The 23,780-nt window shown below is 43.0% G+C and carries 23 protein-coding genes; 10 read left to right on the top strand and 13 right to left on the bottom strand.

The window, feature by feature from the left end; translation table 11 throughout:
- The first annotated feature begins 101 nt into the window (after positions 1-101).
- Positions 102-512, top strand: a complete 411-nt coding sequence (locus KXV15_RS12390) for a glycine zipper 2TM domain-containing protein (RefSeq protein WP_240008526.1) — start codon at positions 102-104, stop codon at positions 510-512.
- On the opposite strand, the gene KXV15_RS12385 is transcribed toward KXV15_RS12390, so the two are convergent.
- The 6 genes from KXV15_RS12385 to KXV15_RS12360 form a co-directional block, all read right to left on the bottom strand.
- Positions 502-1,416, bottom strand: a complete 915-nt coding sequence (locus KXV15_RS12385) for a diacylglycerol/lipid kinase family protein (RefSeq protein ID WP_240008525.1) — start codon at positions 1,414-1,416, stop codon at positions 502-504. The genes KXV15_RS12390 and KXV15_RS12385 overlap by 11 nt on opposite strands.
- Before the next feature lie 14 nt (positions 1,417-1,430).
- Positions 1,431-1,886: a glycine zipper 2TM domain-containing protein gene (locus KXV15_RS12380; protein WP_240008524.1), complete on the bottom strand. Its 456-nt coding sequence runs from the start codon at positions 1,884-1,886 to the stop codon at positions 1,431-1,433.
- A gap of 172 nt (positions 1,887-2,058) precedes the next feature.
- The gene (gene msrA, locus KXV15_RS12375) at positions 2,059-2,700 is read right to left on the bottom strand and encodes a peptide-methionine (S)-S-oxide reductase MsrA (protein WP_240008523.1); all 642 of its coding nucleotides are present in this window, start codon (positions 2,698-2,700) and stop codon (positions 2,059-2,061) included.
- 1 nt (position 2,701) lies between these two features.
- Entirely contained in the window at positions 2,702-3,112 is a 411-nt protein-coding gene (locus tag KXV15_RS12370) for a hypothetical protein (RefSeq protein ID WP_240008522.1), read from the bottom strand.
- Positions 3,113-3,225: 113 nt separating this feature from the next.
- Positions 3,226-3,501 carry a DUF2312 domain-containing protein gene (locus KXV15_RS12365; protein WP_240008521.1) on the bottom strand — a complete coding sequence of 92 codons (276 nt, stop codon included), beginning with the start codon at positions 3,499-3,501 and terminating at the stop codon, positions 3,226-3,228.
- Positions 3,502-3,578: 77 nt separating this feature from the next.
- Complete coding sequence (locus KXV15_RS12360) at positions 3,579-4,112, bottom strand: tetratricopeptide repeat protein (protein ID WP_240008520.1); 534 nt, start codon at positions 4,110-4,112, stop codon at positions 3,579-3,581.
- A gap of 180 nt (positions 4,113-4,292) precedes the next feature.
- On the opposite strand from KXV15_RS12360, the gene leuC reads away from it, so the two are divergent.
- From leuC to KXV15_RS12335, 5 genes are all read left to right on the top strand, one after another.
- Positions 4,293-5,711: a 3-isopropylmalate dehydratase large subunit gene (gene leuC / locus KXV15_RS12355; protein ID WP_240008519.1), complete on the top strand. Its 1,419-nt coding sequence runs from the start codon at positions 4,293-4,295 to the stop codon at positions 5,709-5,711.
- Between the two features lie 64 nt (positions 5,712-5,775).
- Positions 5,776-6,933, top strand: a complete 1,158-nt coding sequence (locus KXV15_RS12350; RefSeq protein ID WP_240008518.1) for an FRG domain-containing protein — start codon at positions 5,776-5,778, stop codon at positions 6,931-6,933.
- A gap of 93 nt (positions 6,934-7,026) precedes the next feature.
- Entirely contained in the window at positions 7,027-7,254 is a 228-nt protein-coding gene (locus tag KXV15_RS12345) for a DUF2798 domain-containing protein (protein ID WP_240008517.1), read from the top strand.
- A gap of 69 nt (positions 7,255-7,323) precedes the next feature.
- On the top strand, positions 7,324-7,761 hold the full coding sequence (locus tag KXV15_RS12340; RefSeq protein WP_240008516.1) for a hypothetical protein: 438 nt from the start codon (positions 7,324-7,326) through the stop codon (positions 7,759-7,761).
- 157 nt (positions 7,762-7,918) lie between these two features.
- Positions 7,919-8,146: a DUF2798 domain-containing protein gene (locus KXV15_RS12335; protein ID WP_240008515.1), complete on the top strand. Its 228-nt coding sequence runs from the start codon at positions 7,919-7,921 to the stop codon at positions 8,144-8,146.
- A gap of 30 nt (positions 8,147-8,176) precedes the next feature.
- Here the strand turns inward: KXV15_RS12335 and ppa are convergent, their stop codons facing one another.
- From ppa to KXV15_RS12315, 4 genes are all read right to left on the bottom strand, one after another.
- The gene (ppa, locus tag KXV15_RS12330) at positions 8,177-8,722 is read right to left on the bottom strand and encodes an inorganic diphosphatase (protein ID WP_240008514.1); all 546 of its coding nucleotides are present in this window, start codon (positions 8,720-8,722) and stop codon (positions 8,177-8,179) included.
- Between the two features lie 124 nt (positions 8,723-8,846).
- Positions 8,847-12,113 (bottom strand): efflux RND transporter permease subunit, encoded by a 3,267-nt coding sequence (locus tag KXV15_RS12325; protein ID WP_240008513.1) that lies wholly within the window; start codon positions 12,111-12,113, stop codon positions 8,847-8,849.
- Between the two features lie 14 nt (positions 12,114-12,127).
- Positions 12,128-13,495 (bottom strand): efflux RND transporter periplasmic adaptor subunit, encoded by a 1,368-nt coding sequence (locus KXV15_RS12320; RefSeq protein WP_240008512.1) that lies wholly within the window; start codon positions 13,493-13,495, stop codon positions 12,128-12,130.
- Positions 13,488-14,186 carry a TetR/AcrR family transcriptional regulator gene (locus KXV15_RS12315; RefSeq protein WP_240008511.1) on the bottom strand — a complete coding sequence of 233 codons (699 nt, stop codon included), beginning with the start codon at positions 14,184-14,186 and terminating at the stop codon, positions 13,488-13,490. The genes KXV15_RS12320 and KXV15_RS12315 overlap by 8 nt, the downstream gene beginning before the upstream one ends.
- 273 nt (positions 14,187-14,459) lie before the next feature.
- On the opposite strand from KXV15_RS12315, the gene KXV15_RS12310 reads away from it, so the two are divergent.
- From KXV15_RS12310 to gyrB, 4 genes are all read left to right on the top strand, one after another.
- A complete protein-coding gene (locus KXV15_RS12310) occupies positions 14,460-15,851 on the top strand; it encodes an efflux transporter outer membrane subunit (RefSeq protein WP_240008510.1) in 1,392 nt (463 codons plus the stop codon).
- Positions 15,852-15,976: 125 nt separating this feature from the next.
- The gene (gene dnaN / locus KXV15_RS12305) at positions 15,977-17,092 is read left to right on the top strand and encodes a DNA polymerase III subunit beta (protein WP_240008509.1); all 1,116 of its coding nucleotides are present in this window, start codon (positions 15,977-15,979) and stop codon (positions 17,090-17,092) included.
- Positions 17,093-17,094: 2 nt separating this feature from the next.
- Entirely contained in the window at positions 17,095-18,258 is a 1,164-nt protein-coding gene (gene recF, locus KXV15_RS12300) for a DNA replication/repair protein RecF (protein WP_240008508.1), read from the top strand.
- Positions 18,259-18,283: 25 nt separating this feature from the next.
- The gene (gyrB, locus tag KXV15_RS12295) at positions 18,284-20,710 is read left to right on the top strand and encodes a DNA topoisomerase (ATP-hydrolyzing) subunit B (protein WP_240008507.1); all 2,427 of its coding nucleotides are present in this window, start codon (positions 18,284-18,286) and stop codon (positions 20,708-20,710) included.
- Between the two features lie 157 nt (positions 20,711-20,867).
- Here gyrB and truA read toward each other — a convergent pair whose 3' ends face one another.
- The 3 genes from truA to KXV15_RS12280 form a co-directional block, all read right to left on the bottom strand.
- Positions 20,868-21,620, bottom strand: a complete 753-nt coding sequence (gene truA, locus KXV15_RS12290) for a tRNA pseudouridine(38-40) synthase TruA (protein WP_240008506.1) — start codon at positions 21,618-21,620, stop codon at positions 20,868-20,870.
- The gene (fmt, locus tag KXV15_RS12285; RefSeq protein WP_240008505.1) at positions 21,613-22,524 is read right to left on the bottom strand and encodes a methionyl-tRNA formyltransferase; all 912 of its coding nucleotides are present in this window, start codon (positions 22,522-22,524) and stop codon (positions 21,613-21,615) included. The genes truA and fmt overlap by 8 nt, the downstream gene beginning before the upstream one ends.
- 418 nt (positions 22,525-22,942) lie before the next feature.
- Positions 22,943-23,779, bottom strand: coding sequence for a fumarylacetoacetate hydrolase family protein (locus KXV15_RS12280; RefSeq protein ID WP_240008504.1), 837 nt, complete (start codon positions 23,777-23,779; stop codon positions 22,943-22,945).
- Position 23,780: the final 1 nt, after the last annotated feature.

Genomic DNA, 23,780 nt, shown 5'->3' with positions numbered 1-23,780 from the left:
AATTTTCTAAAGACATAAAAAATTATGTCAATTTTTACGAAGCGGCGTATAATCAAGACATGGGACGGATTTAGTAAATTATAGCCAAAAAGGGGTGTATGATGTTAAATTCAAAAACTGGCATAAAGGTTTCTTTTGGCGGTGCAGTTGCACTGTTATTGACCGCTTCATTTGCGTATGCAAAGACCTATGACGGTTACTGCTATCAACCTGTAAATCCTAGTGACAATACAAAAACTAAAGGCACGATTATTGGAGCAGTTGCCGGCGCGGCATTGGGTAATGCAGTTTCTAAAAAAGGTAATAAAACCGGCGGCACGCTAATTGGTGCTGCGGTGGGTGGTGTTGCCGGAAGCCAAATTGGTGGCGTGGTAAAGAAAAGCAAAACCAAATGTTTGGAAGATAAATATTATATTTTATCGACATCTATGTATGCGAAACCTGCACCGGATGGCTATAAAATTGTTTATTACAAAACCCGCCCAACCAATATGGTCTATATTAGGCGCTAGCCACAGCTTGGTGCGGTTGCAATAAAGTTAGCGCACCTTTTTGAATGGTGAACTTGATTGGCGTTGGAAGTTCAATCAAGTCACCATCAATTGAAACCATTTCACGCCTTGATTTGGTGTTTAGGATAATTTGTTTGCCTTCCCATTTTTTAAGGCCTTCATCCTTTAACCAGTTTCCCAATAATAATTTTCCCAAAAAGCGTAGATGATCCCAAATATTCTGGGTTTTTGTGGCATAAATTGCTAATAAGCCATCGTTCAAAGAGCCGCGTTTAAAATTATCAAAGCTTGCACCTTCGGTTTCGGTAAATTTATTATTAGAAATTACGATTGCGGGGGAGCGAAATTTATATTTTCGGCCATCAACATTTAGATAAATTCGTTTTCTACTTAGTCGTTGGAATTCGCTTAATGTGTGCAAGAATAATTGTGGAAACATAATTATATTTGGAATTTCGCGATTTTCCTCACGAACTTGTGATGCTGATGGCATTGTTCCAATACTTGCCGCACAAAGATATAATTCATTATTTACAAAAGATGCATCAACAATTGCCTCATCATAACCTTGTTTATATGAGGCCAATGTTTCTTCTAATTGGGTTGGTATCCCAAGGTCACGTGCCAAAAGATTCATCGTTCCAAATGGAATAATCCCAAAAGCTTTCTTACGCGGCAATAATTTTGCCGCACTATAACGAATGGTCCCATCCCCACCACCAATTAATAATGGTAAGGGGGATGGGATAAGTTTTTCGAGGTTTTTATCCATATCCGTTCCTTCACAGAGGATTAATTCCCCATATTCAAGGCCGGAATTTTCTATCATTACTTTAAGATTTTCAGCACCCAAATTTTGTGCGGTTCCCGAAGCAATGTTCAGAATAATGTCGTATTTTGGCATTCATTCACTTATGTTTAATGTCTGTGGTTACCATGTCCATGTTTATGCTTTACATAATACATGCCCTGTGGACGGTCATAAAAATATGCAACACGGTAGCCTTTTGGTGGCGGAGGCGGCGCATAATATCCGCTATTATAAATATAATAACGGTTTGACATGCAATTGGCACGATTGGTTTCTTTTACCTGTGCCCCGACTTGGGAGCCAACAACACCGCCAACAACGGCACCTAATATTGAGCCTTCAGTTTTGTTACCATGCCCCGCTACATTAGAGCCAATTACAGCACCAGCAACCGCACCAATTACAGTGCCTTTTGTGCGCGTATTTGAATTTTTTTGATAGCAATAACCATCATAAGAACGTGCAGCCGCGGTTTGTGGCGCAAAGGCCGTGGCAATCGTGACAACAGTCAACGCAATCGCGCCACCTAATGAAGCCTGTCTTTTAATTCTTTCGCTAAACATATCGAATTCCTTTCAAACTGTTTTGCCACTTTCAAATTTTTTATTGCAAATTTTTAGTGGCAAAGTTTAGGTTTTATGGTTTTCGTCCCTAGTGAGAAGTTATTATCAATAGGATATGGCTTCTATATGGTGCTTAACCTAAAAAATAAAAAAGGAATAAATATTTCGTGTTCTAGATTCCAAGTCCAATAGGGCATGAAACGCCAGTACCACCAAGCCCGCAATAACCATCTGGATTTTTTGCCAGATATTGTTGGTGATATGTTTCGGCATAATAGAATGTGATGTCTTCTTTGATTTCTGTTGTAATCTGGCCAAGACCATGACGGGTTAATGCAACCTGATATTCTTCAAGTGCTTTTTGTGCGATGATTTTTTGCCCGTCTGTGGTTGGGTAAATGCCGCTTCTGTATTGTGTGCCAATGTCACCACCTTGGCGCATGCCTTGTGTGGGGTCATGGTTTTCAAAAAATACCTTCAATAATTCATTTAATGAAACTATTTTCGGATTATATACAACCATCACAAGTTCGGCATGTGCTGTGCCGCCTGTGCAAACTTCTTCATAGGTTGGGTTAGGGGTAAGGCCCGCACCGTAACCAACGGCGGTTACATAAACCCCGTCTTGTTGCCATAGTTTGCGCTCTGCACCCCAAAAGCATCCCATGCCAAGATATATGGTTTCTAGGCCTTCTGGAAATGGCGCAAAAATTGATTTTCCATTTACAAAATGGGTTGGTTCAACTGATAATGGGTTTGAGCGTCCGGCAAGTGCCTGTCCGGGTTCTGGCAATGATGTTTTGTTAAATAGCATTTTACCCTCGTATTTTTGTTGGCGTTTTTATTTTGGTTCGCAATGGGGATTTTCTTTTTAAAGTCGTTTTGGCCTTTAATGCCGATTTGGCTTTAATAGTTTTAGGTTTTTTATTTAATGTTGATTTTGCTTTTTTAAAGGGTGGGGCATCTTCTTCGCCTAAAGATTTTTTGCGGATTTGTTTTAATTTCAAGCCTTGGCGTAATGATAATGGTGCATTCATTGCACCCAAATCAGGATCATTGAATGCTTTGCCGTATTTTTCTAGGCGCTCATCAATGGATGATAAAAATTCCCCCTCCCATTCCGTAAGCTCGATATTATTGGAGGCAGACTGTTTCTTTACGCGGTTAATGTAAGACCGCGCACGTTTAATAAGTTTTTCGTCTTTTTTATAAAGCCCGTCTTCCATAGTAATAGTTTAGCGAATAAAATTATTATTGGAATATAGGCAAACACCACAATATATTTAGGATAAATATAATTTCACCCCGTAATGATACGGGGTGAAAATAATGCAATTTATTATATTTCACCAAGTGCGTGAAGATATAAATCAAGCATCATTTCTTCTTCGGCAACCGCTTTGGCGTCTTTTTTGCGACGTGCGATTACTTTGCGCAATGCCTTGGTGTCAAAACCAAGTGCCTTAGCATCGGCATAAACTTCTTTGAGTTGTTCTGCGATTTCGCTTTTTTCCGCCTCAAGATTTTCGATTTTAGAAACATAAAGTTTCAATTTCTCTTTTGATGACATATCAAGAGATTGTGGGGCGACAATATCGCTTTCTTCAAAACTCATGCTGGAATTCTCCTAAAATAATATCTGTGCGAATTGCACATTTTCTTGCCGGCTTGCAAGCTTTGGCAACAGATAATTTACATTATTACACCTTTGGTAAGCGTTTCAATGCGAAAGATGCCGCGCGTGGCCTCATCATAGTTCGGGTTATAATATGCCGAATTTTTATATGCGTTTAAGGCGTTTTTATAATCACCACGTTCTTCATAAATTGCACCTAATCCCGCCCATGCCGCAAAGTGTCGTGGTTCAAGCGCAACTGTTTTTTGTAAATCAACAAAAGCATCATCTTTTAATTCAAGTTGATATTCAACATTGGCTTTTTGGTTAAAGCCTTCGGCGAACATTGGCGCGCTTTGCGTTATTGTTTGCAGGGTTTCATAAGCGGTCTGTAAATCACCATTTTGATTATCTGTCATGGCCTCAACCATCAATAAATCAATTGATGGTGAACCAGATTTAGTGATTTCGGCAAAAAGCTGCATTTCAGCAGCCTCGGCATTTGTGGCATTGTCTGCGGCGCGCATTTGGGCGAATAAATCATCTACTGCTTGTTTGTGCTGTAAATCATTGTCAACTTTTAAAATCGTTGATTTTTCCCCGAAAAACATAAGACACAGCAACGATAGCCCTAAAAATAACAAGGGTCTGGAATATTTTGGCATGAAACCTTTTGTTTTAAGGTTTAGTTTCATCGTTTTACCGTTGTTTTGGCCTATAATTATGTATCTTGCCATTTCCAATATTGAATTAATAGCAACATTTAGTTATTAGGCATACAGGAAAAACACATGACAAATTCAACGCCAAAAACACTTTACGATAAAATCTGGGATAATCACTTTGTTTCTGCGACCGAAAACGGTGACGCATTGCTATTCATTGATCTTCACCTGATTCATGAAGTGACAACCCCACAGGCGTTTGCTGGCTTGCGTGCAAATAATCGCCCGGTTGCGCACCCTGAATTGACATTGGCAACAGCAGATCACAATACCCCAACAGAAAATCAAGAAGCGGGTATTGAAGGTGTTACCGACCCTGAAGCTAAATTGCAGCTTGAAACCCTTACCAAAAACGTTGCCGAATATGGCATTGAATATTTCCCGATGGGCGATATTAATAACGGCATAGTTCACGTTGTTGGCCCTGAACAGGGGCGCACACAACCGGGTATGACTATTGTTTGTGGTGATAGCCATACCTCAACCCACGGTGCATTTGCGGCATTGGCGCATGGTATTGGCACTTCTGAGGTTGAGCATGTTCTTGCGACCCAGACCCTTCGGGCGCGCAAAATGAAAAATATGGCAATCCGCGTAACCGGCGAATTGCAAAAAGGTGTAACTGCCAAAGATGTTGCACTCGCGATTATTGCCAAAATCGGCACTGCTGGCGGTACGGGTTCGGTCGTTGAATTTATGGGCGATGCGATTACAAGCCTTTCAATGGAAGGCCGCATGACGCTTTGCAATATGGCGATTGAGGCGGGCGCACGTGCCGGCCTTGTTGCGGCGGATGAAAAGACTTTTGAATATCTTCGCGGCAGACCATCTTCACCAAAAGCTGGACAATGGGATTTGGCGGTTAATCATTGGAAAAACATGCATTCCGATGAGGGCGCGCATTTTGATATTATTGTTGAACTTGATGGCAGCAAAATTAAGCCAATGGTTACATGGGGTACAAACCCAGAGCAGGCGATTGCGATTGATGAAATTGTCCCTACTGGTGAAAATCTTTCCGAGGGTGCCAAAGAAACATTTGATCGCGCAATTGAATATGTAAAACTTGAACGCGGGCAAAAAATCGAAGGTGTGAAGATTGACCGCGTATTTATCGGCTCTTGTACTAATTCGCGTATCGAAGATTTGCGCGAGGCTGCGGCAATTGCAAAGGGTCGTAAAGTTTCGGATGGCGTGCGGGCAATGGTTGTTCCGGGTTCTGGTCTGGTGAAATATCAGGCAGAAGAAGAAGGCTTGGACGAAATCTTTACCGCCGCAGGGTTTGAATGGCGTGAACCTGGTTGTTCAATGTGCCTTGGCATGAACCCCGATAAATTGAAAGCTGGCGAACGTTGTGCGTCAACCTCAAACCGTAATTTTGAAGGTCGTCAGGGCAGGGGGTCAATGACCCACCTTTGCTCACCAACAATGGCGGCATGGGCGGCGATTAAAGGCGAACTTTACGATTATCGTAAAGAGGGCTAATTCATATACTAAATGCTTTTAATAATACCGACTCATAATATCTTCTAACCAATAGAGGTGTTAAGTGGTCGAAAATTCCTTTGCAGGTCAGTGGATATCATCTTTTAATTTAAATGAAGATAGATATATGCTGGAGTTGGATTTAGTTAATGGCACACTTGAAGGTTATGGATATATGTTCCAAGCCGCAAATGGATTGCCAACATTTGTTTCTGAGCTAAAAAATATCAAAAATGAAAAAAATATTCATCAAAAATTTTCACTAAGGCCCATTGTCCTTAATCCAAACACGGGGTTGCCATTTAATTCCAATTCAGACGCTAAACTATTGTATCCTGATGCCTATTTGCCAGACGAGCTTGAAGGGACATTAATTTTTCTAAATGAGAATGATAGTATTCAAACACTGATGTTTTCTTATTTGCAAGCTGATAATAAGGTTGAATTTGTTATTAAGAGGAAACCTTTAGGACTTAATAAATCAAATATAAAAAGCAGAGATGATATTAAAAATTGGGATGAATTTAAACAATATGCGTTTTCAAGAGAAGCTGATGGAAAGATATTTCGAGGACAATCATCGGATTGGAAACTAAAAACTTCTTTTCACAGAACAAATCGCACTGACTTATGGAAATATATGGTAAAAGATATTCCACAGTTAGCAATACATTTTAGTTCTAACACTAATTTTTTATATGAAGTAACTAACTCAACACATTTAGCTGCCATTTTAAGTACAGCGCAACATCATGGTTACCCAACTCCACTATTAGATTGGACATTATCTCCATTTATCGCGGCATATTTTGCATTTTGTAATATCCAAGAAGAAGATTTTCGAGAACAAGATAATAAAGAAAGTAGCATAAGGATTTTTATTTTTAATATTCAAGAATGGCAAAATGAATTGCCTCAATTTTCAGATTTAAAAATAAGAAATCCGCATTTTTCGATTACTCAACTACAATCTTTTAATAATCCTAGATTTTTGGCACAGCAGTCTGTCTTAAGCCTTTGTAATATGGTTGATATAGAAGAGTATTTGCTATACCAAAATACTAATTTTGGTATAGATTTTATTGAGGCGATTGATCTTCCAAAGTCGCAATACAGAGAAATTCTTAGAGATTTAGAAAAAATAGGTGTTTCTTATGGGGCATTGTTTCCTGGATTAGATGGTGTATGCGGTACACTGAAACAGAAAAATTTCGAATATTAATATTCAATTTTGTATGGATTGTATAAAATTTCAATCATTGCATACGTAATTTTATGCTATATCTTTTTGTGGTAATCAAATTTGGAAAGTACCATGAGAAAATTACCTGCAAAATATAATTTCTTGCTTATGCCGTTTATCGTTACCTTCTTTATGACTTGTATCGTAAGCGCGGTTTCGATTTTAAAAAGCTATGGCTTTGGTGATGAGTTTATGGGTAAATGGATTACCGCATGGATGACGTCGTGGATTGTTGCATTTCCTGCGCTTTTGGTGATTTTGCCAAATGTTAAAAAGCTATTGGAAGTAATTACCGAATAAACCGCGACCAAAAGCACCCTTTAATTAGCGTTTTTATAAGCTATAAAGGCGGAAACGATTGGGTGCGATATGTTAAAATGCTTGGGCGCGATTGGAATATTGGTGATCGTTGGTGGCTGTTGTGAGCGTCCGACATATTATGCCGAAAATAACCCCGCAAAAACTGCTGCTGTAAAGGCAATGTGCGCCGTTGAGCAATCATCAGTTATTGAATTATGGAAATATCAATGCCGCAATCCAAAATTGTCGCGCGATGAATTATTGAAGCATGCTTCGGCAAACCTTCGCGAATATTCAAATCGTTATCAGCCGGCGATTACGCTATCTAATATCGAGATGGACGAAAACTGCACTAAGATTATTCAAAAACATGGTGGCTATTATGATTACGGCAAATCATTGGGCATCAAGGCCGAAAATTATTGCCTTGAACAAGGTGGCCTTAAATGGGGCAACCAAAAAACAATTTCATCGACTTGCCCAATTGGAAAGCCAATCGGGTTTTAATGGGCTTGCAAAGTTTTATTGTTTGCGATATTAAAATAACGTAACCCATTCAATCATATATTGGGTTTCCGTAAGCGTTTACGTTAATCAACGCATAACCTGTATGTTGCGGGCTATGCATTGGTTTGACCTGTAACTAATTTCTTACGGAGTAAAAATGAAAAAACTACCATCAAAATATGCGCCATTAATCATGCCATTAATCTTGTCATGCCTTATGACATGCGTTGTTAGTATGATTAGTCTTTTACGTGCAAATGGCTTTAACCAAAATGTATTTGACTATTGGTGTTCTGCATGGATGCTTTCTTGGGTAATTGCATTCCCCGTGCTTTTAGTAATTTTGCCAATAGTTAGAAAAATTGTCTCATTAATTGTTGAATAATAAAAAAGCCCCCTAAAAGGGGGCTTTGAATTATTTGTTTTTTGAAATGTAGTCTTGGTAGCGTTCAACACCTTCCAAGATAAGGTTCTTTGCAAAATCACGGTCTTTCCAACCTTGGATTTTGGTCCATTTGCCTGGCTCAAGATCTTTATAATGCGCAAAGAAGTGTTCGATTTGTGACAAAAGAATTGGTGGAACATCGGTATAGTTCTGTGTTTTGTCGTGGAATGCGGTAAGATCTGGAACTGGAACGCCAAGAATCTTCTCGTCGATACCTGCTTGGTCTTCCATCAAAAGAACGCCGATTGGACGAACGCGCAATACGCAACCAGGGATTAGCGGGCGACGGCCAACGCAAAGCATGTCAACTGGGTCACCGTCACCTGATAAAGTGTGCGGAATGAAACCATAATTAGTTGGATAGCGCATTGGAGTATAAAGGAAGCGATCAACAAACATCGCACCAGAATCTTTGTCAATTTCATATTTAATAGGTTCACCACCCATTGGAACTTCGATAATGACGTTTACATCATTCGGGACATCTCTGCCGACCGGAATTTTACTGATATCCATTGTATTTCCTTTTACCTGATAGTCTGCGGCGGGCAAAAACCTGCCGGTGCTTATTGTGCGTTTGCGAAAAGAGGCTTTAGGACAAAATTTTGATAATGCAAGCCCTATTTTAGGCTATGTGCGATTATTCCGCGATGATATGATGCTTCCGCTCGGCTTCTTCGCGTAAACCTTGCACTTTATCCTCTTCTGTAACGGTTGAAATACCCTTAAAGAACTTTCTAATCCAGTGGTCAAAATCATCGACTATGGTATAAACCGCCGGCACGAAAATCAAACTAAGCGCTGTTGAAAGCGTTAAGCCACCAATAACCGCAATCGCCATACCTTGGCGGAAAGCACCTGGCCCCGCAGATGTGAGCGCGTTTGGCATCATGCCTGCAATCATTGCAATCGAAGTCATAATAATTGGACGCGAACGTTTTAATGCGGCATCAATCAATGCTTCATAGCGTGGCATACCCTTGTTTATTGATTCAACCGCAAAATCCACCAATAGAATAGAGTTCTTGGTCGCAATACCAATAAGCATCAATAGGCCAATAAAGGATGTGATTGATAATGGTGCTTGTACCAAGAACAGCCCCAAGAATGCACCCGCAGGAGCAAGCAAGATAACCGATACAATGGTAATTGGTTGCAAGAAGTCTTTGAACAACAGCACCAACACACAATATACCAAGAATACGCCGAGTAGAATTGCGCCAAGGAATTGTGACATCATATCCGCCAAATCTTCGGCATCGCCACTATCTTTAATGCTTACACCTGGGCCTGGATTTTTATACCAGTCCTGCTTTTTGATTTTTTCAAACGCAGGGCCAAGCTGCATTTGGGCGCCGTTTTCATCGGTACCAAGACCAGCGGAGATTGTTACAACCCGTTGACGGTTTTCACGTTCAACGCGTGCTTGCCCGCCGCCATATTCAACATCTGCAACCGCGCTTAATGGTACGGATGCACCAGTTCCTGTGGCAACACGTAATGATTTGATGGATTCAATGTCGGCACGGTTTTCACGTGCAAGACGAACAAGAATTGGAATTTGACGGTCACCAGCATTGAATTTTGGCAAATTAGTCTGCACGTCACCATCTGTGGCAAGCCTAATGGCGGAGGCAATTGTCGCAACATTTACCCCAAGGCGTGCCGCCTCTTCACGGCGTGGAATGATATGAAGTTCAGGTTTGGTAAGGTCAGCAGATGATTTCAAATCCACTGCCCATTTAAATTTGCGCATTTCACCCATGATGCGTTTTGAGGCCGCCTCAAGTGCTTTGGGGTCGTTTGAAACGAGGCTGATTGAAACACCGCCGCCGCCAAAGCCGCCGCCAAACTGACTACGAATTCCTGGGATTTGTGAAATTTTTGAGCGCAATGCTGCTTCGTATTGTTTCTTTGTTACAGAGCGATCTTTACGATCAGTCATTGTGACGAAGAAACGACTTCCAGTTAGGTCGCCACGCGTTGATTGAACAACGTGTTTTGTGCCTTCTTGATCAAGGATGATTGCCGAAACTTCACGTGCCTTTTTATCAGCCTCCATCGGAGTTAGGCCGGGTGGCAAGTCAATTGAAATTTGTGTCAGTCCGTCATCAAGATCTGGCATAAAGGTTTTAGGTGTCATTGCCGCAGAAACAAGTGATACAAGCATGATTGCCATGCCGATACCAAAAGTTTTCCAACGGTTCGCCAGCGCCCATTTCAGAGTGTTGAGATACCATGTGCCAACCTTGCTTTCTTTATGTTCCTTTTCCTGTGGAACCATAAGATATGCCGCCATCAATGGCGTAATCAAACGTGCCACGGCAAGGGAACATAAAACGGCAACCGCAACGGTAATACCAAAGCTTTTGAAGAATTGCCCAACAATACCTGTCATGAAGCTAACTGGAACGAAAACAGCAACGATTGTTGAGGTGGTCGCAACCACAGCAAGGCCAATTTCATCTGCTGCTTCTAGTGCTGCAGGGTAAGGGCGTTTACCCATATCAATGTGGCGTTCAATGTTTTCAATTTCCACAATCGCATCGTCAACTAGGATACCAGCAACTAGGCCAAGTGCTAAAAGGGTAATACCGTTTAGTGTGAAGCCCATTAGCTGCATGACATAAAATGTCGGAATGGTTGATAATGGAATTGCCATTGCGGCAAGGAATGTTGCCCGCCCTTCTTTTCGCAATAATGCGAATATAGCAATCAAAAGCGTTAATAGTGCTAATACTGCTACTTCACCAACATGAATATGGAATAGCTTATCAAGTGCGAAAGACAGGGTAAATAATATTGCCCCAGTGATAACGGTAAAGGATATAATTACCCTCCACCCACCAAGGAATACCGAAACCACAAGCGTCGCTAATAATGCACCCTCTAACAATGATTGTAGTGATGAATCATAATCAGATTGAATGTATTCAGCAGGCGTATAGGCCGTTGAAATTTTAATGTCTGGGTGCGCTTTTTCAATTTCCGCAATTTTATCCATCACCGCATGATAGGTTTTTAGACCAGATGCAGATTTGGCACGCAATACTTGGAACATAATAACCGGTGAGTCATTATAACGCGCAATACCAGTAATATCTGATGCCCCATCACGAACATCGGCAATATCATCGAGGCGTAAAACACGGCCATTGCTTAGGGTTATTGGTGTTTTGCGTAATTCCTCAACCGAGCCAGCAGAACCAAGTGTACGGATTGATTGTTGTCCCGCACCAGTTTCCGCAACGCCCCCTGGGCTATCTATGTTCTGCGAACGCAAGGCACGTGAAACATCAGATACAGAGCCACCAAATGCATTAAGTTTATTGGGGTCAATGTCCACTGTGATTTGGCGGGTTGCGCCACCGAAACGGTTTACCTGACCAACGCCTTTAACACTTAATAATTGGCGTGAAATTTCATTGTCGATAAACCATGAAATATCTTCATCCGCCATTGTTGGTGCACGCAATGCGAAGATACCAACCGGGTCTTGGCTGTTAAAATCTACGCGTGATACGGTAGGCTCATAGATATCGGCAGGTAAATCAGAACGAATTTGCGCCACCGCAGCGCGCGCATCATCAACCGCTTTTGAAATATCGGTTCCAATTTGTAATTCCACAAAGGTGCTTGAATGGCTTGTTTGTGCGGTAGAGGTCATTTTTTTAACGCCCTCTATGCCGGTTAAAGCACCTTCAACCTTTTGTGTAATTTGGTTTTCAATTTCCGAAGGTGCTGCACCTGGCATTGAAATGTCCACACTAAAAGCAGGATAATCAATATCAGGGTTAGAGTTAATCGGTAATTTGAAAAACGCGCCCATGCCAAGAATAGTGAAGATAAAAAACAACACTATTGGCACAATCGGATTTTTAATTGCCCATGATGAAATATTGCGCATCTTTCAATTCCTTATTAATGGGCAGGCTGCGGCTTTTGTTGTGGTTTAGTTGCGGCAGGAGGGGCAAGCTTGTTGCCCTTGATATCAGTTTTAATTGGGTTGATTTTCTCATTTTCCGCAAGGAAAGATGCACCAGATGTTACAACCCAGCTTCCAGTTGGTGGACCGGTGATTAGTTCAACCAAATCGCCTTGACGTGCACCAAGAACAACTTTTTGTTTAGTTACACTTCCGTCTGGGCGCATAACAAATACTGATGAGCCTTCGCTATCGTACAAAATTGCTGATGATGGGATTGCATTCACCATTTTACTTTGTGCGCTGGCTTCACCAGTTAAAAACATTCCGGCACGCACGCTTGGTGATGTTTCAAGCGTGAATTTTGCGATACCTGTGCGTTTAGTTGGGTCAATTTGTGCCGGCATTTGACGCAATGTGCCAAAAACAGACGAGCCATCAGGCGCTTTGAATTGCGCAGCCATGCCAGCAGCAAGCCCGCCAATTTCGCTTTCCGCGATTTCGGCCCAAACCTCTAACGCGCCATTTGCAACGACAGTAAACATGGGGTTGGCAGAGCTTCCGGCAATGTCACCAACTTGGACATTGCGCGCGGTTACAAGACCCGCAACTGGTGATGAAATAATACCGTTATTTTGCATTGAATCCGATTTTGCTTTTTGTGCAACAGCAACTTCAAGGTCGGATTTAGCAGAGCTTACACGGGCTTGTGCTTGTTTAACGGTTTGACGTCGTGCTTCTAAAATGGCGGTTACGTCACCACGTTGGTTATCGAGGCGGGTTTTTGCTTGTTCATAAGCAGCTTTGCGGCGATCAATTTCTTCTTGTGATAAAGATCCAACTTTTTGAACTGCAAGCGCGCGGTCATATTGTGATTTTGCCTCATTAAACGAGATTTGCGCTTGCTCAAAAGATAGATTGGTTTCTTTTGGCCCGTTGATTGTGCGGTTCATAGTTTCATTTGCATTGGAAAGTGAAACTTCTGCCTCTGCTAGCGCCGTTTTTGCGCGACGAACCTGTGCTGCTAATAATTCGGAATCCGCGGCTACTTGGCGGCCGTCGAGGCGTGCCAAGGGTTGCCCAGCAGAAACATATTGTCCGGCATCAGCAAGAAGTTGAATAACCCTTGCGCCAGAAGAAGTTGGGTAAATACGTGCCTCGTTTTGGGCTTGTACTTGTCCCGCAATTACCACTTTTGGGCTAAGGTCGATTTGCGTTACCGGCGAAATGTTAACGGATTGGTTCGCGCGGCCTGGCCCTTTTTTCTCGGGTTCATTTTTCTTGTTCTTTGAACATGATGCAACACCCACCATGCTAAGTGCAATCATAACTGACGCGGCGACCTTTAAATATTTCTTATTCATCAAACTGCCCCCCCGGAAAACGGGTATTTTTAAAATCTACTATGCAAATTGGTTTCCCAAAATTATTTGAGACGTAATCTTTAGCTTCAGAAGTCAAATAGCGGCAGAATAAATTGCCAATCCATTTAACAGCTGTTTCTGATTTAAAATCACTATCAAAAGCCATCCTAAGCACCATACCATCGACAATGGCCATTAATATTGCTGCAAGCTCAAGAGTGTCTTGATCTTCATCAATTGCGCCTTGGTTTTTGCCAAGCTCGAGCAATTGTGCGAACAATTCTTGATATTCGATATATGCAATCGAGGCCGCATTGGCGAATTGAATATTGCGCATAGCCTCGGAAATTGATTCAGCGCATAATGCGCCTTGATCTTTTGAAAAGTTAGTTGCCGCAATTTCAGTCAATAGGCCGTGAATTGCATCCAAAAAATTGCTTCCATTTTTAACGTCTTCGGTTTTGGTGCGTAATGAATCAATTGCTTGGAAATTGGTTTCTTCGCTCATGGCGACGATGATTTCTTCTTTAGAAGAGAAATAACGATACAATGCGCCAGGCGACATTTCTGCACGCGCGCAAATTTCTGCCATCGATGTAGCATGAAAACCTTTTTGCTCAAAACAAAAGCGGGCGGCATCAAGAATTTGCCGTCTTCTGTTTTCTACTCTTTGTGGGTTGACTGTGCGCAAAATCACCTCTATTAAAAAAGCGAACGTTCGTTCTCTTATTAATAGGCGGAATATTAATATTGGAAGGATTGGTCAAGAGGAAAAAAACAAAATGTCTGAATTTTGTCACTTTCATGGTAATTAACACCGCGAACTGATAAAATCACATTAAGTTTTTGCAACAATTTGGGTAATTTAAAAATAAATCACAAGTCATATAATAAGGCTTATTGTTTAACGGTGTATATGATGTTTTCGTCTTTTAGGCATAAGTTTGCGTTAACCGCATCATTAATGGGCATTTTATCTCTTGGCGCATGCACGACCGATACGATAAAGGCAAATAAGGTTGTTAGTAAGGGTATAAAAGATAAAGGCGTTCATATTGCCGAATTCCGCGAAGATTTGACGGTACCTTCCGATTCCACTGTTGAATGGTGGCAAAAGTTTTCTGATGCAACGCTTGATAAACTTGTGCAAGACGCACGTGGTGAGAGCATTTCGGTACAAATTGCTGAGTCCCGCCTTAAACAGGCGCGTTCGCAAGGCGTTGCAACCGTTGCCGGCTATGCGCCACAGATTACTTTGTCTGATAAGGTTACTGGCTCAAAAGATGTAAAGGGTAGTGCTGATAAAACCAATACAGCAATTAATACTGCTAGCCTTGGCGCGTCTTGGGAGTTACCATTATTTGGTCGATTGAAAAATTCGATGGCTGGTGCAAAGGCAAACCGTGTTAATGCCGAACTTGGATTGGAGGCGGCAAAGATTGCAATGGTCTCTGATATTGCTGCCGCATATTTTGATTTACGTGCCTCACAAATTGCATTGTCGTATCTTGAAGATGATGCAGCGCGCGCCAAGACCCTGCTTGATATTTCTACGGAGCGCTATCGTGTCGGGTTGATTTCAAAAACTGATTTGGCGCTGACGCAATCGCAATATGCGTCTATTGCATCCCAAATTCCTGATGCCAAAATTCGACTTCGTGCCGCGCTTGATCGTATAACAATTTTGCGTGGCCTTAATCCTGGTGAACTTGATAGCTTCTTGGCACTAAAGGACGGTGACGGGTTTTTGTTTAAATCAAATGTTCCAAATGTTGTAAGTGTGCCGGCTGATTTTGTACGCCGTCGTCTTGACGTTCGTCAGGCAGAGCAACAGGCGATTTTGCAGGCCGCTAATGTTGGAATTAATCAGGCTGATTTGTATCCGCGCGTAACGCTTGGCGGTGCAATTTCGATTGCGTCATCTGCGGTTGGTAATCCGATGCCAGTTGATGTTACTACAAATTCTTATTTTCCATCAGTAAGCCTTCCTCTGTTTGACTTTGGTCAAAGGTGGGCGTCTGTTAAAGTTGCTGGGCAACAATTCCGCCAATCAATGCTTACCTATAAACTTACTGTCCTAAATGCCCTTGCCGAGGGACAGCAAGCCTTGTTGAATTATAATGAAGGTTCAGTTCGACTGGCCGCTAGTATGGATAATGAGCAGGCGGCAATGGTTCGCCTACGCGCGGCCGAAAAATCTTATGAAGTTGGTCTTATTTCGATGAAAGAGCGTATCGATGCCGAGCGGGATTATTCAAGTGCGCGTCAGCAAAGACTTGCTTCACAGGCAAAATATTCTGACACTGCAATCGGTATTTATCGCACCTTTGCCGGAAGCCCAGAAGTAGTGAAATAAAAACATAGTTTTCCCCGATATTTTGCAGCATTTGAGCCAAAGAATATTGAACTTGTGACAAAATTGGGTCTATTAATCAAAGATTAATTTTAAACAACGCGCAGGTGCGCGGGGCGGAGATATTTATGCGTCTTACTATTGAACGCGGTGCATTACTTAACGCATTGGGTCATGTCACAAATGTGGTTGAAAGACGGACAACGGTTCCGATTTTATCAAATGTTTTAATCGAGGCGCGTGATGGGGTTGCAACTTTTGCTGCCACCGACCTTGATATCGAGGTTATAGACGGTGCAAATGCCGATGTTGAACAAGTGGGTTCTTTAACAGTTCCTGCGCACACTCTTTATGACATCGTGCGTAAACTTCCAGAGGGATCACAAGTAAAGCTTGAACTTGCCAATGATAGTGGCCGTATTTCAATTACATCTGGTCGTTCAAAATACTATCTTCCAGTGTTACCGGCATCTGATTTCCCATCGCTTGGCGTTGGCGATTTTGATAAAACATTTGAAATTGAACTGCCTGCCTTGTCACGTTTAATCGATAAGACAAAGTTTGCGATTTCAACCGAAGAAACTCGTTATTATTTGAACGGTATTTATTTTCATGGTGCGACTGGTGATTCTGGTCCTTGTTTGCGTGCCGTGGCAACCGATGGTCACCGTTTGGCGCAGTCTGATTACCCAATGCCAGAGGGTGCAAATGATATGGCGGGCATTATTATCCCGCGTAAAACTATCCTTGAGCTTCGTCGCCTCCTTGAAAGCGAAGAAGAAGTGGTTGAAATTGCAACTTCGGAATCAAAAATTCGCTTCTCGCTTGGTCGGGCTACCTTAACCTCAAAAGTTATTGATGGTACTTTCCCTGATTATGAACGGGTTATCCCAAAAGAAAATCCGCATGTGATGACTGTTGATAATTCTGAATTTGCGCGCGCGGTTGACCGTGTAGCGACCATGGCGGTTGAGCGTTTGCGCCCAATCAAACTTGCGTTATCGCACGATAATTTAACACTAACATTCTCTAACCCAGAGGCTGGTGAAGCCCGTGAAGAGGTTGAGGTGCAATACGATGCACCTGAAATCGAAATCGGTTTTAATGCGAAATATCTTCTTGATATTGCAGGACAGGTTAGCAATCAGGCATTGTTCTATTTCCGTGATTCTGCTTCGCCAACCTTGGTCAAAGACGCAACGGATCCAAACTCACTTTACGTGCTTATGCCTTTACGGGTGTAGTTTTGAGTGCGGCGGATTTTTATGGTCTTAAACGGCTAATACTTACACAATTCCGCAATCACGCCCGTCTTGAAATAAGTCCAAAAGCAAGTGCTATTGCCCTTATCGGTCCGAATGGAACTGGTAAAACCAATATTTTAGAGGCAATTTCAACGCTTGGCCCTAATAAGGGTATGCGCGGCGCGGATTTATCTGAAATGTCGCGTATGGGCGATGATGGCGGCGCGTTTGCGGTTTCCGGTCTTCTGGGTGACGGTGGCGATGAACATCGCCTTGGTGTGGGCCATGAAAGTGAAAGCAATCGCAAAATAACGCGCCTTGATGGTCGTGAAATTCCCGCGAAGCAAACGCTTGATATATTGCGTATGATATGGCTTACACCGCAAATGGATAGGCTTTTTGCCGCCACCCAAAGCGAAAAGCGTAAATTCCTCGATCGTATTGTGGTTTCCTTCATGCCAGAAGTCTCGGCGCAGCTTGGTGCATATGAAAAACTAATGCGTGAAAGACAAAAATTATTAGAAGAAAATGTTCGCGATAAGGTTTGGCTAAAAACCCTTGAAGAGCAGGCGGCATCGGCGGCAATTGCGATTGCGGCGGCACGGATTGAAACCCTTGCGGCATTACAAAATGAAATTCTAAACCGACCAGATGGGGAGTTTCCAAAATCGCAATTAATTCTGCGTGGCGATATTGAAGAGCAGGTTTCACAAGGTGAAAGCCACATCAAAATCGAAAGCGCCATTGCAGAAAAATTACATGCAAATCGCGCAATTGATTCGGGTGCAAAACGTGCAGTTTTTGGGGTTCATAAATCCGAATTTTCGGCAATTCACATCCCGACCCAAATGGAAGCGCAAAATTGTTCAACTGGCGAACAAAAAGCCTTGATAATCGGGCTTATTCTCGCGCAAGCTCGACTGGTATCATTGGGTCTAAATAATAGTGAAAATGCTTGTTTTAAGCGCCCTAACGTGATACTCCTTCTGGATGAAGCACAGGCGCATTTTGATTCTAAACGGCGCGAAGCCTTGGCGCGTGAAACACTTGCTCTTAATGGGCAAATTTGGCTAACCGGAACGGATAAATATCTCTTTGAAGCATTTGACAAAAGTGGCGAATATTATTCTATTTCACCATCAAGAGCTGAACAAATAAACATTTAAAAATAAGAAGAAAATTGGAAAAATAATGAGTGAAAATCAGACTGAAACAACTGAAGTCACAAACGAATATGGTGCGGATTCAATCAAGGTTTTAAAAGGCCTTGATGCGGTAAGAAAACGCCCTGGTATGTATATCGGTGACACTGATGACGGTTCGGGTTTGCATCACATGCTTTATGAGGCGGTGGATAACGCAATTGACGAAACATTGGCGGGTCATGCAACCCATTGTATCGTTACATTGTTTGCCGATGGTTCGGCACAGGTTGAGGATGACGGGCGTGGTATTCCAACCGACATCCACAAAGAAGAGGGTGTTTCTGCGGCTGAGGTTATCATGACCCAGCTTCATGCGGGTGGTAAGTTTGACCAAAACTCATACAAGGTTTCTGGTGGTTTGCACGGCGTGGGTATTTCGGTTGTTAACGCACTATCAAACTGGCTTGATTTGACTATTTGGCGCGATGATAAAGAGCATTTTATCCGTTTTGAAGAATCTGAAACTGCAGCCCCGTTAAAAGTTGTGGGTGACGCGCCGGGAAAACGCGGAACCCGTGTTCGCTTTTTGCCAAGCCCAACAATTTTCACAAAGACCGAATTTTCCCGCGATACATTATTGGCGCGTTTGCGTGAACTCGCATTCTTGAACTCTGGCGTAAAAGTTATTTTTCATGACTTGCGTGGGCCAGAACCATTTGAGCAATTATTCTATTACGATGGCGGTTTAAAAGAATTTGTTCGTTATATCGACCGCGATAAACAAAGCCTTTTGGGTGGTGAGCCGATTTATGTTTCAGGCGAGCGTGATGGTATCGGCGTTGAAGTAGCACTGCAATGGAACGATGGCTATTACGAAAATGTTGGTTGTTTCACCAACAATATTCCGCAACGTGATGGCGGCACGCATTTGGCGGGCTTCCGTGCGGCATTAACCCGCGTAATCAATACTTATTTTGAAAAATCCGGCATCTCCAAAAAAGAAAAAGTCGGTATTGTTGGCGATGATGCACGCGAAGGTTTGACTTGTGTGCTTTCTGTAAAAGTGCCTGATCCAAAATTCTCATCACAAACCAAGGATAAACTAGTTTCATCCGAAGTTCGCCCTGTTGTTGAGGGTGTGGTTGGGCAAATACTTGGTGATTGGTTTGAAGAAAACCCTGATGGCGCGCGCTCCATCATGACCAAAATCATTCAGGCCGCAGCAGCACGTGAAGCGGCGCGCAAGGCACGTTCTTTGGTTCGCAAAAATGCGATGGATATTTCATCACTTCCTGGCAAACTTGCCGATTGCCAAGAACGTGACCCCGCAAAATCAGAACTATTCATAGTGGAAGGGGATTCCGCGGGTGGTTCTGCAAAACAGGGGCGCGACCGCGCCAATCAGGCGGTATTGCCACTTCGTGGTAAAATTTTGAACGTTGAACGTGCGCGCTTTGACAAAATGTTATCCTCCCAAGAGGTTGGCACATTAATCACCGCTCTTGGTACCGGTATCGGGCGTGATACACCGGAAAATGGCGGCTTTAATATCGATAAACTCCGTTATCATAAAATCATTATCATGACCGATGCGGACGTGGACGGTGCGCACATCCGCACCCTTCTTTTGACCTTCTTCTTTAGGCATATGCACGAATTGATTGATAATGGTCATATCTATATTGCCCAACCGCCGCTTTATAAGGCTGCAAAAGGTCGTTCTGAAACTTATTTGAAAGATCAATCTGCACTTGAAGAATACCTTATCAGTGAGGGAACGAACGAAGCTTCATTCAAAACTGGTGGCGGTGAAGTTCGCCTTGGTGCAGACTTGCTTGGCGTTGTAAAAGAGGCCGAACATTTTGAGGCCAATCTTGCACGTTTAACTGCACGTGTGCCGGCATTTGCTATTGAACAAGCGGCACTTGCGGGCGCTTTGACAATTGATATCACCCAAGAGATTGCCGATAATGCGGCAAAACGCCTAAATAGTCTTGCCCATGAATGGGAAGATAATTGGCATGCCGAAATTACCGAAGGCGGCCTTAAATTCCTACGTGAAGTTCGCGGCGTTACCGAGGCTATTTTGCTTGATAATGCTCTTCTTGCGTCCATTGATGCTAAACGTCTTTCTGAACGTGCCAAAGCGTTTGAAAACACTTTTGACAATGTCGGTGAATTTAAACGCCGTGATTTCATCGCCCAAATTTATGGCCCAAGTGATCTTCTTGAAGCGATTCGTTCGCAGGGTCGTAAAGGTATCTCTATCCAGCGTTATAAGGGCTTGGGCGAAATGAATGCGGAACAATTGTGGGAAACCACATTGGATAAAAATGCCCGCTCATTGCTTCAGGTTCGTGTGGAACATCACGATGCCGCCGATTCCATGTTTACCCGCCTTATGGGTGAATTGGTTGAACCGCGCCGTGAGTTTATTCAGGAATTTGCGCTGGAGGCGGATATTGATGCTTAATCAAAATCCCACCCTCGGCACTTCGTGCCTCACTCAGGATTTTGGGAATAAGGAAAAATAAAATCGGAAAGCGTGGTTTCCGATTTTATTTTGCAGATAATTTTAAAAGGCTTGGGGAAACCCAAGCCTTAACTGTTTCATGGGGGAGGGGTGCGAATTAATAATTCACCGCACTCAAATACAAGCCATCGGGTGGGGAGACTTGTCCGCATTTTGTGCGGTCTTTTGCATCTAATGCCGCCACCAAATCATCCAATGTCCATGCGCCGCGCCCAACCTCAACCAATGTGCCAACCATTGAACGTACTTGGCGGTGCAAGAAGCTTTGTGCCTTGAGATAACAATGGATTTGCTCACCATATGGGGTTTTCACACGTTTGATGTCAAAAATATCAAGGGTTTTAATCGGGCTTTTGGCCTGACATTCGGCATCCCGAAAAGTGCTGAAATCATGATTGCCAACAAGCAATTGCGCGCCTTTGTGCATTTTTTCAACATCAAGCGGCATTGGAACGCGCCATGCCAACCCCTTATTAACCGTCAAAAATGCACGGCGATTTTGGATTATATAAATATATTCGCGTGATTTTGCGCTAAACCGTGCGTCAAAATCATCGGGCATAGTTTCGGCTTTGGTAACGGATACCGCGCCCAAATTCCGAAGGTGCGCGTTTAATGCCTCAAGCAGCCTAAAATCAACCCAATCTTTTTGGGCATTGAACGATGCAACTTGTCCAAGTGCATGAACCCCCGCATCGGTGCGACCGGCAACGGAAACGCGGGTTTCAACCCCATCAATTTTGAAAATTGCGGTTTCAAGTGCATCCTGCACCCCGCATTTTTCGGGCTGCGATTGCCAGCCGCAAAAACCGCCACCATTATATTCAAGGGTTAATTTCCACTTAGTCAAAGCGTGTGCCCCTGTTTATAGCTTGGCTTTTTTGGAAATCCGTGGCGGATTGTGCGGGTTTGCCTTCGCGTTGCAGGCGTTTGATTTTTATTGCACCATCGCCACAGGCAATGGTTAAATTGTCATCCAAAACCTCGCCGGCATTGCCGTTACCAGTGGCAACTTCACTGTCAAGAATTTTAAAGCGCACCCCGTCCACCATTGTCCATGCTGCGGGAAGGGGGCTGAAACCACGGATTTTACAATCAATTTCATGGGCGGGTTTTGACCAATCAATTTGTGCTTCTTCCTTGGTAATCTTTTTGGCATAGGTTACGCCGTCTTCCGGTTGCGCAATTGGCTGTAAGCCGTTTGGAATTTCTACAAGCGTTTTTAAAACCAATTCCGCACCGATTTGCGAACATTTTTCAGATAAGCTGCCATAGGTTTCGGTGTCTGGGATTTCAAAATCCTGGCGCATATAGATTGCGCCGGTATCAAGCCCTTCATCCATCGCCATAATTTGCACGCTTGTTACCTTGTCGCCCGCCTCAATCGTGCGCTGCAACGGGGCGGCCCCACGCCAACGTGGCAAAAGTGAAGGGTGAATGTTCAAACAACCATATTTTGGCGCCACAAGGATTTCTTTTGGTAATAAAAGACCATATGCAACCACAATAGCAATATCGAGGTTTAGATCACGGAATTTTTGTTGTTCTTCTTCGCTTTTGAGGCTTTTGGGTGTGCGCACCTCAATGCCATTTTCTTCTGCCAAAGCATGGACAAGGGTCGGTTGTAGCTTTTGCCCGCGTCCCTTTGGGCGCGGCGGCTGGGAATAGACACAAACCACTTCATGCTCTGATGCAATTAATGCCTTGAGCGCGGGAATGGCAAAATCGGGTGAACCTAAAAACGCAATTTTCATGATTTGGCTTTTAGAATATTCTTGCAAGGCTGTGAAGTGGTTTGTCTTTCATGCTGTTTTTGTTCCCATTTAGATAATATTTGTCAATGTTTTTGCAATTTGTAACAATTGGTTTGGGCTATAAAACAATTATAAATCAATTGCTTGTGCATTTTTTTATGGTGCTTTTTGTAAGAATCCAAAAAATGTTGACATTTGTTGACATGCTGAAATCAAATGAACAGCCGCCAAAAAACCTGACATTTCCTGACATCACAAAGCCGCACTCACCAAAAACGTCATGAATATTAATGCCGTTTATTAACGCGGGGATAAGACCGCAAGCATTGCGCCCATCTCCTTCCCCAATATTGGGGAAGGGACGCGAAGCGTACGGAAGGGGGCTGCTTGCATAATATTTATTAGCGCGAAAAATCCGCTATTTAATCACCGTCTCGACCACTTCGGGCACGATTTCATTTTCAATAAAGCCCATTTCATCAATTTCGCAGCGAACAACATCGCCTGCTTTTAGGTAAAACGGCGGGTTACGCCCCATTCCCACGCCCGATGGTGTGCCAGTGAATAATAAATCCCCTGGCAACAAGGTCATTGCCTTGGTTAAATGTTCAATCATATCAGGGATTTTAAAGACCATATCTTTGATTTTGCCATCCTGCATCTTTTGACCATTTACAAAACAACGTAGCCCAAGCGCGTCCAAATCATTTACTTCATCTGGGGTTAAAACATATGGGCCAATTGGTGCATGGGTATCAAAACCTTTGCCCATATTCCACGTTTGCGAAGCCTTTTGCCAATCGCGCACCGAAAAGTCACAGCCAACCATATAGCCAAACACAACCTCCTGCGCCCGCTCTTTTGGAACATGTTTACAGGTTTTGCCGATAATAACCACCAACTCAACCTCATAATCCAGCATGTCCGAAACCACTGGCTTATTAACATTGCCATATGGTGAATTGATAGATGTTGGTTGTTTGGCAAACCAGATCTGGGTGGTTGGCACGTCCGAAGCCATTTCTTTGGCATGCTCGGCATAATTTTTTCCCATACCAAATACACGTGGTGGGTTGGGAATGGGGGCAAGGATTTTAACGTCCGCAATGGCAAGGGTTTTCGTGAATTCTTTTGCTTTTGCGGCATATTCAATTGATGAAAAATCAATATATTCGCTTGTTATTTTGACATTGTCGCCATCAATAACGCCAACATATTTTTTGTTTTCAAATTCAAAAACGCTAATTTTTGCCATT

Origin of the sequence: Pseudaquidulcibacter saccharophilus (assembly GCF_019455445.1) — a bacterium.
Classification (GTDB): domain Bacteria; phylum Pseudomonadota; class Alphaproteobacteria; order Caulobacterales; family Aquidulcibacteraceae; genus Pseudaquidulcibacter; species Pseudaquidulcibacter saccharophilus.
The sequence above is the reverse complement of the archived record's forward strand: the minus strand, read 5'-3'. Positions and strand labels throughout refer to the sequence as shown.

Coding starts and splice junctions, on each gene's coding strand:
- msrA (WP_240008523.1), bottom strand. CDS start 2,700: ATGCTATTTAACAAAACATCATTGCCAGAACCCGGACAGGCACTTGCC.
- KXV15_RS12320 (WP_240008512.1), bottom strand. CDS start 13,495: ATGAATAAGAAATATTTAAAGGTCGCCGCGTCAGTTATGATTGCACTT.
- KXV15_RS12385 (WP_240008525.1), bottom strand. CDS start 1,416: ATGCCAAAATACGACATTATTCTGAACATTGCTTCGGGAACCGCACAA.
- KXV15_RS12325 (WP_240008513.1), bottom strand. CDS start 12,113: ATGCGCAATATTTCATCATGGGCAATTAAAAATCCGATTGTGCCAATA.
- KXV15_RS12390 (WP_240008526.1), top strand. CDS start 102: ATGTTAAATTCAAAAACTGGCATAAAGGTTTCTTTTGGCGGTGCAGTT.
- KXV15_RS12345 (WP_240008517.1), top strand. CDS start 7,027: ATGAGAAAATTACCTGCAAAATATAATTTCTTGCTTATGCCGTTTATC.
- KXV15_RS12370 (WP_240008522.1), bottom strand. CDS start 3,112: ATGGAAGACGGGCTTTATAAAAAAGACGAAAAACTTATTAAACGTGCG.
- leuC (WP_240008519.1), top strand. CDS start 4,293: ATGACAAATTCAACGCCAAAAACACTTTACGATAAAATCTGGGATAAT.
- ppa (WP_240008514.1), bottom strand. CDS start 8,722: ATGGATATCAGTAAAATTCCGGTCGGCAGAGATGTCCCGAATGATGTA.
- KXV15_RS12280 (WP_240008504.1), bottom strand. CDS start 23,779: ATGGCAAAAATTAGCGTTTTTGAATTTGAAAACAAAAAATATGTTGGC.
- KXV15_RS12335 (WP_240008515.1), top strand. CDS start 7,919: ATGAAAAAACTACCATCAAAATATGCGCCATTAATCATGCCATTAATC.
- fmt (WP_240008505.1), bottom strand. CDS start 22,524: ATGAAAATTGCGTTTTTAGGTTCACCCGATTTTGCCATTCCCGCGCTC.
- gyrB (WP_240008507.1), top strand. CDS start 18,284: ATGAGTGAAAATCAGACTGAAACAACTGAAGTCACAAACGAATATGGT.
- KXV15_RS12340 (WP_240008516.1), top strand. CDS start 7,324: ATGTTAAAATGCTTGGGCGCGATTGGAATATTGGTGATCGTTGGTGGC.
- KXV15_RS12360 (WP_240008520.1), bottom strand. CDS start 4,112: ATGTTTTTCGGGGAAAAATCAACGATTTTAAAAGTTGACAATGATTTA.
- KXV15_RS12365 (WP_240008521.1), bottom strand. CDS start 3,501: ATGAGTTTTGAAGAAAGCGATATTGTCGCCCCACAATCTCTTGATATG.
- KXV15_RS12380 (WP_240008524.1), bottom strand. CDS start 1,886: ATGTTTAGCGAAAGAATTAAAAGACAGGCTTCATTAGGTGGCGCGATT.
- dnaN (WP_240008509.1), top strand. CDS start 15,977: ATGCGTCTTACTATTGAACGCGGTGCATTACTTAACGCATTGGGTCAT.
- KXV15_RS12310 (WP_240008510.1), top strand. CDS start 14,460: ATGGGCATTTTATCTCTTGGCGCATGCACGACCGATACGATAAAGGCA.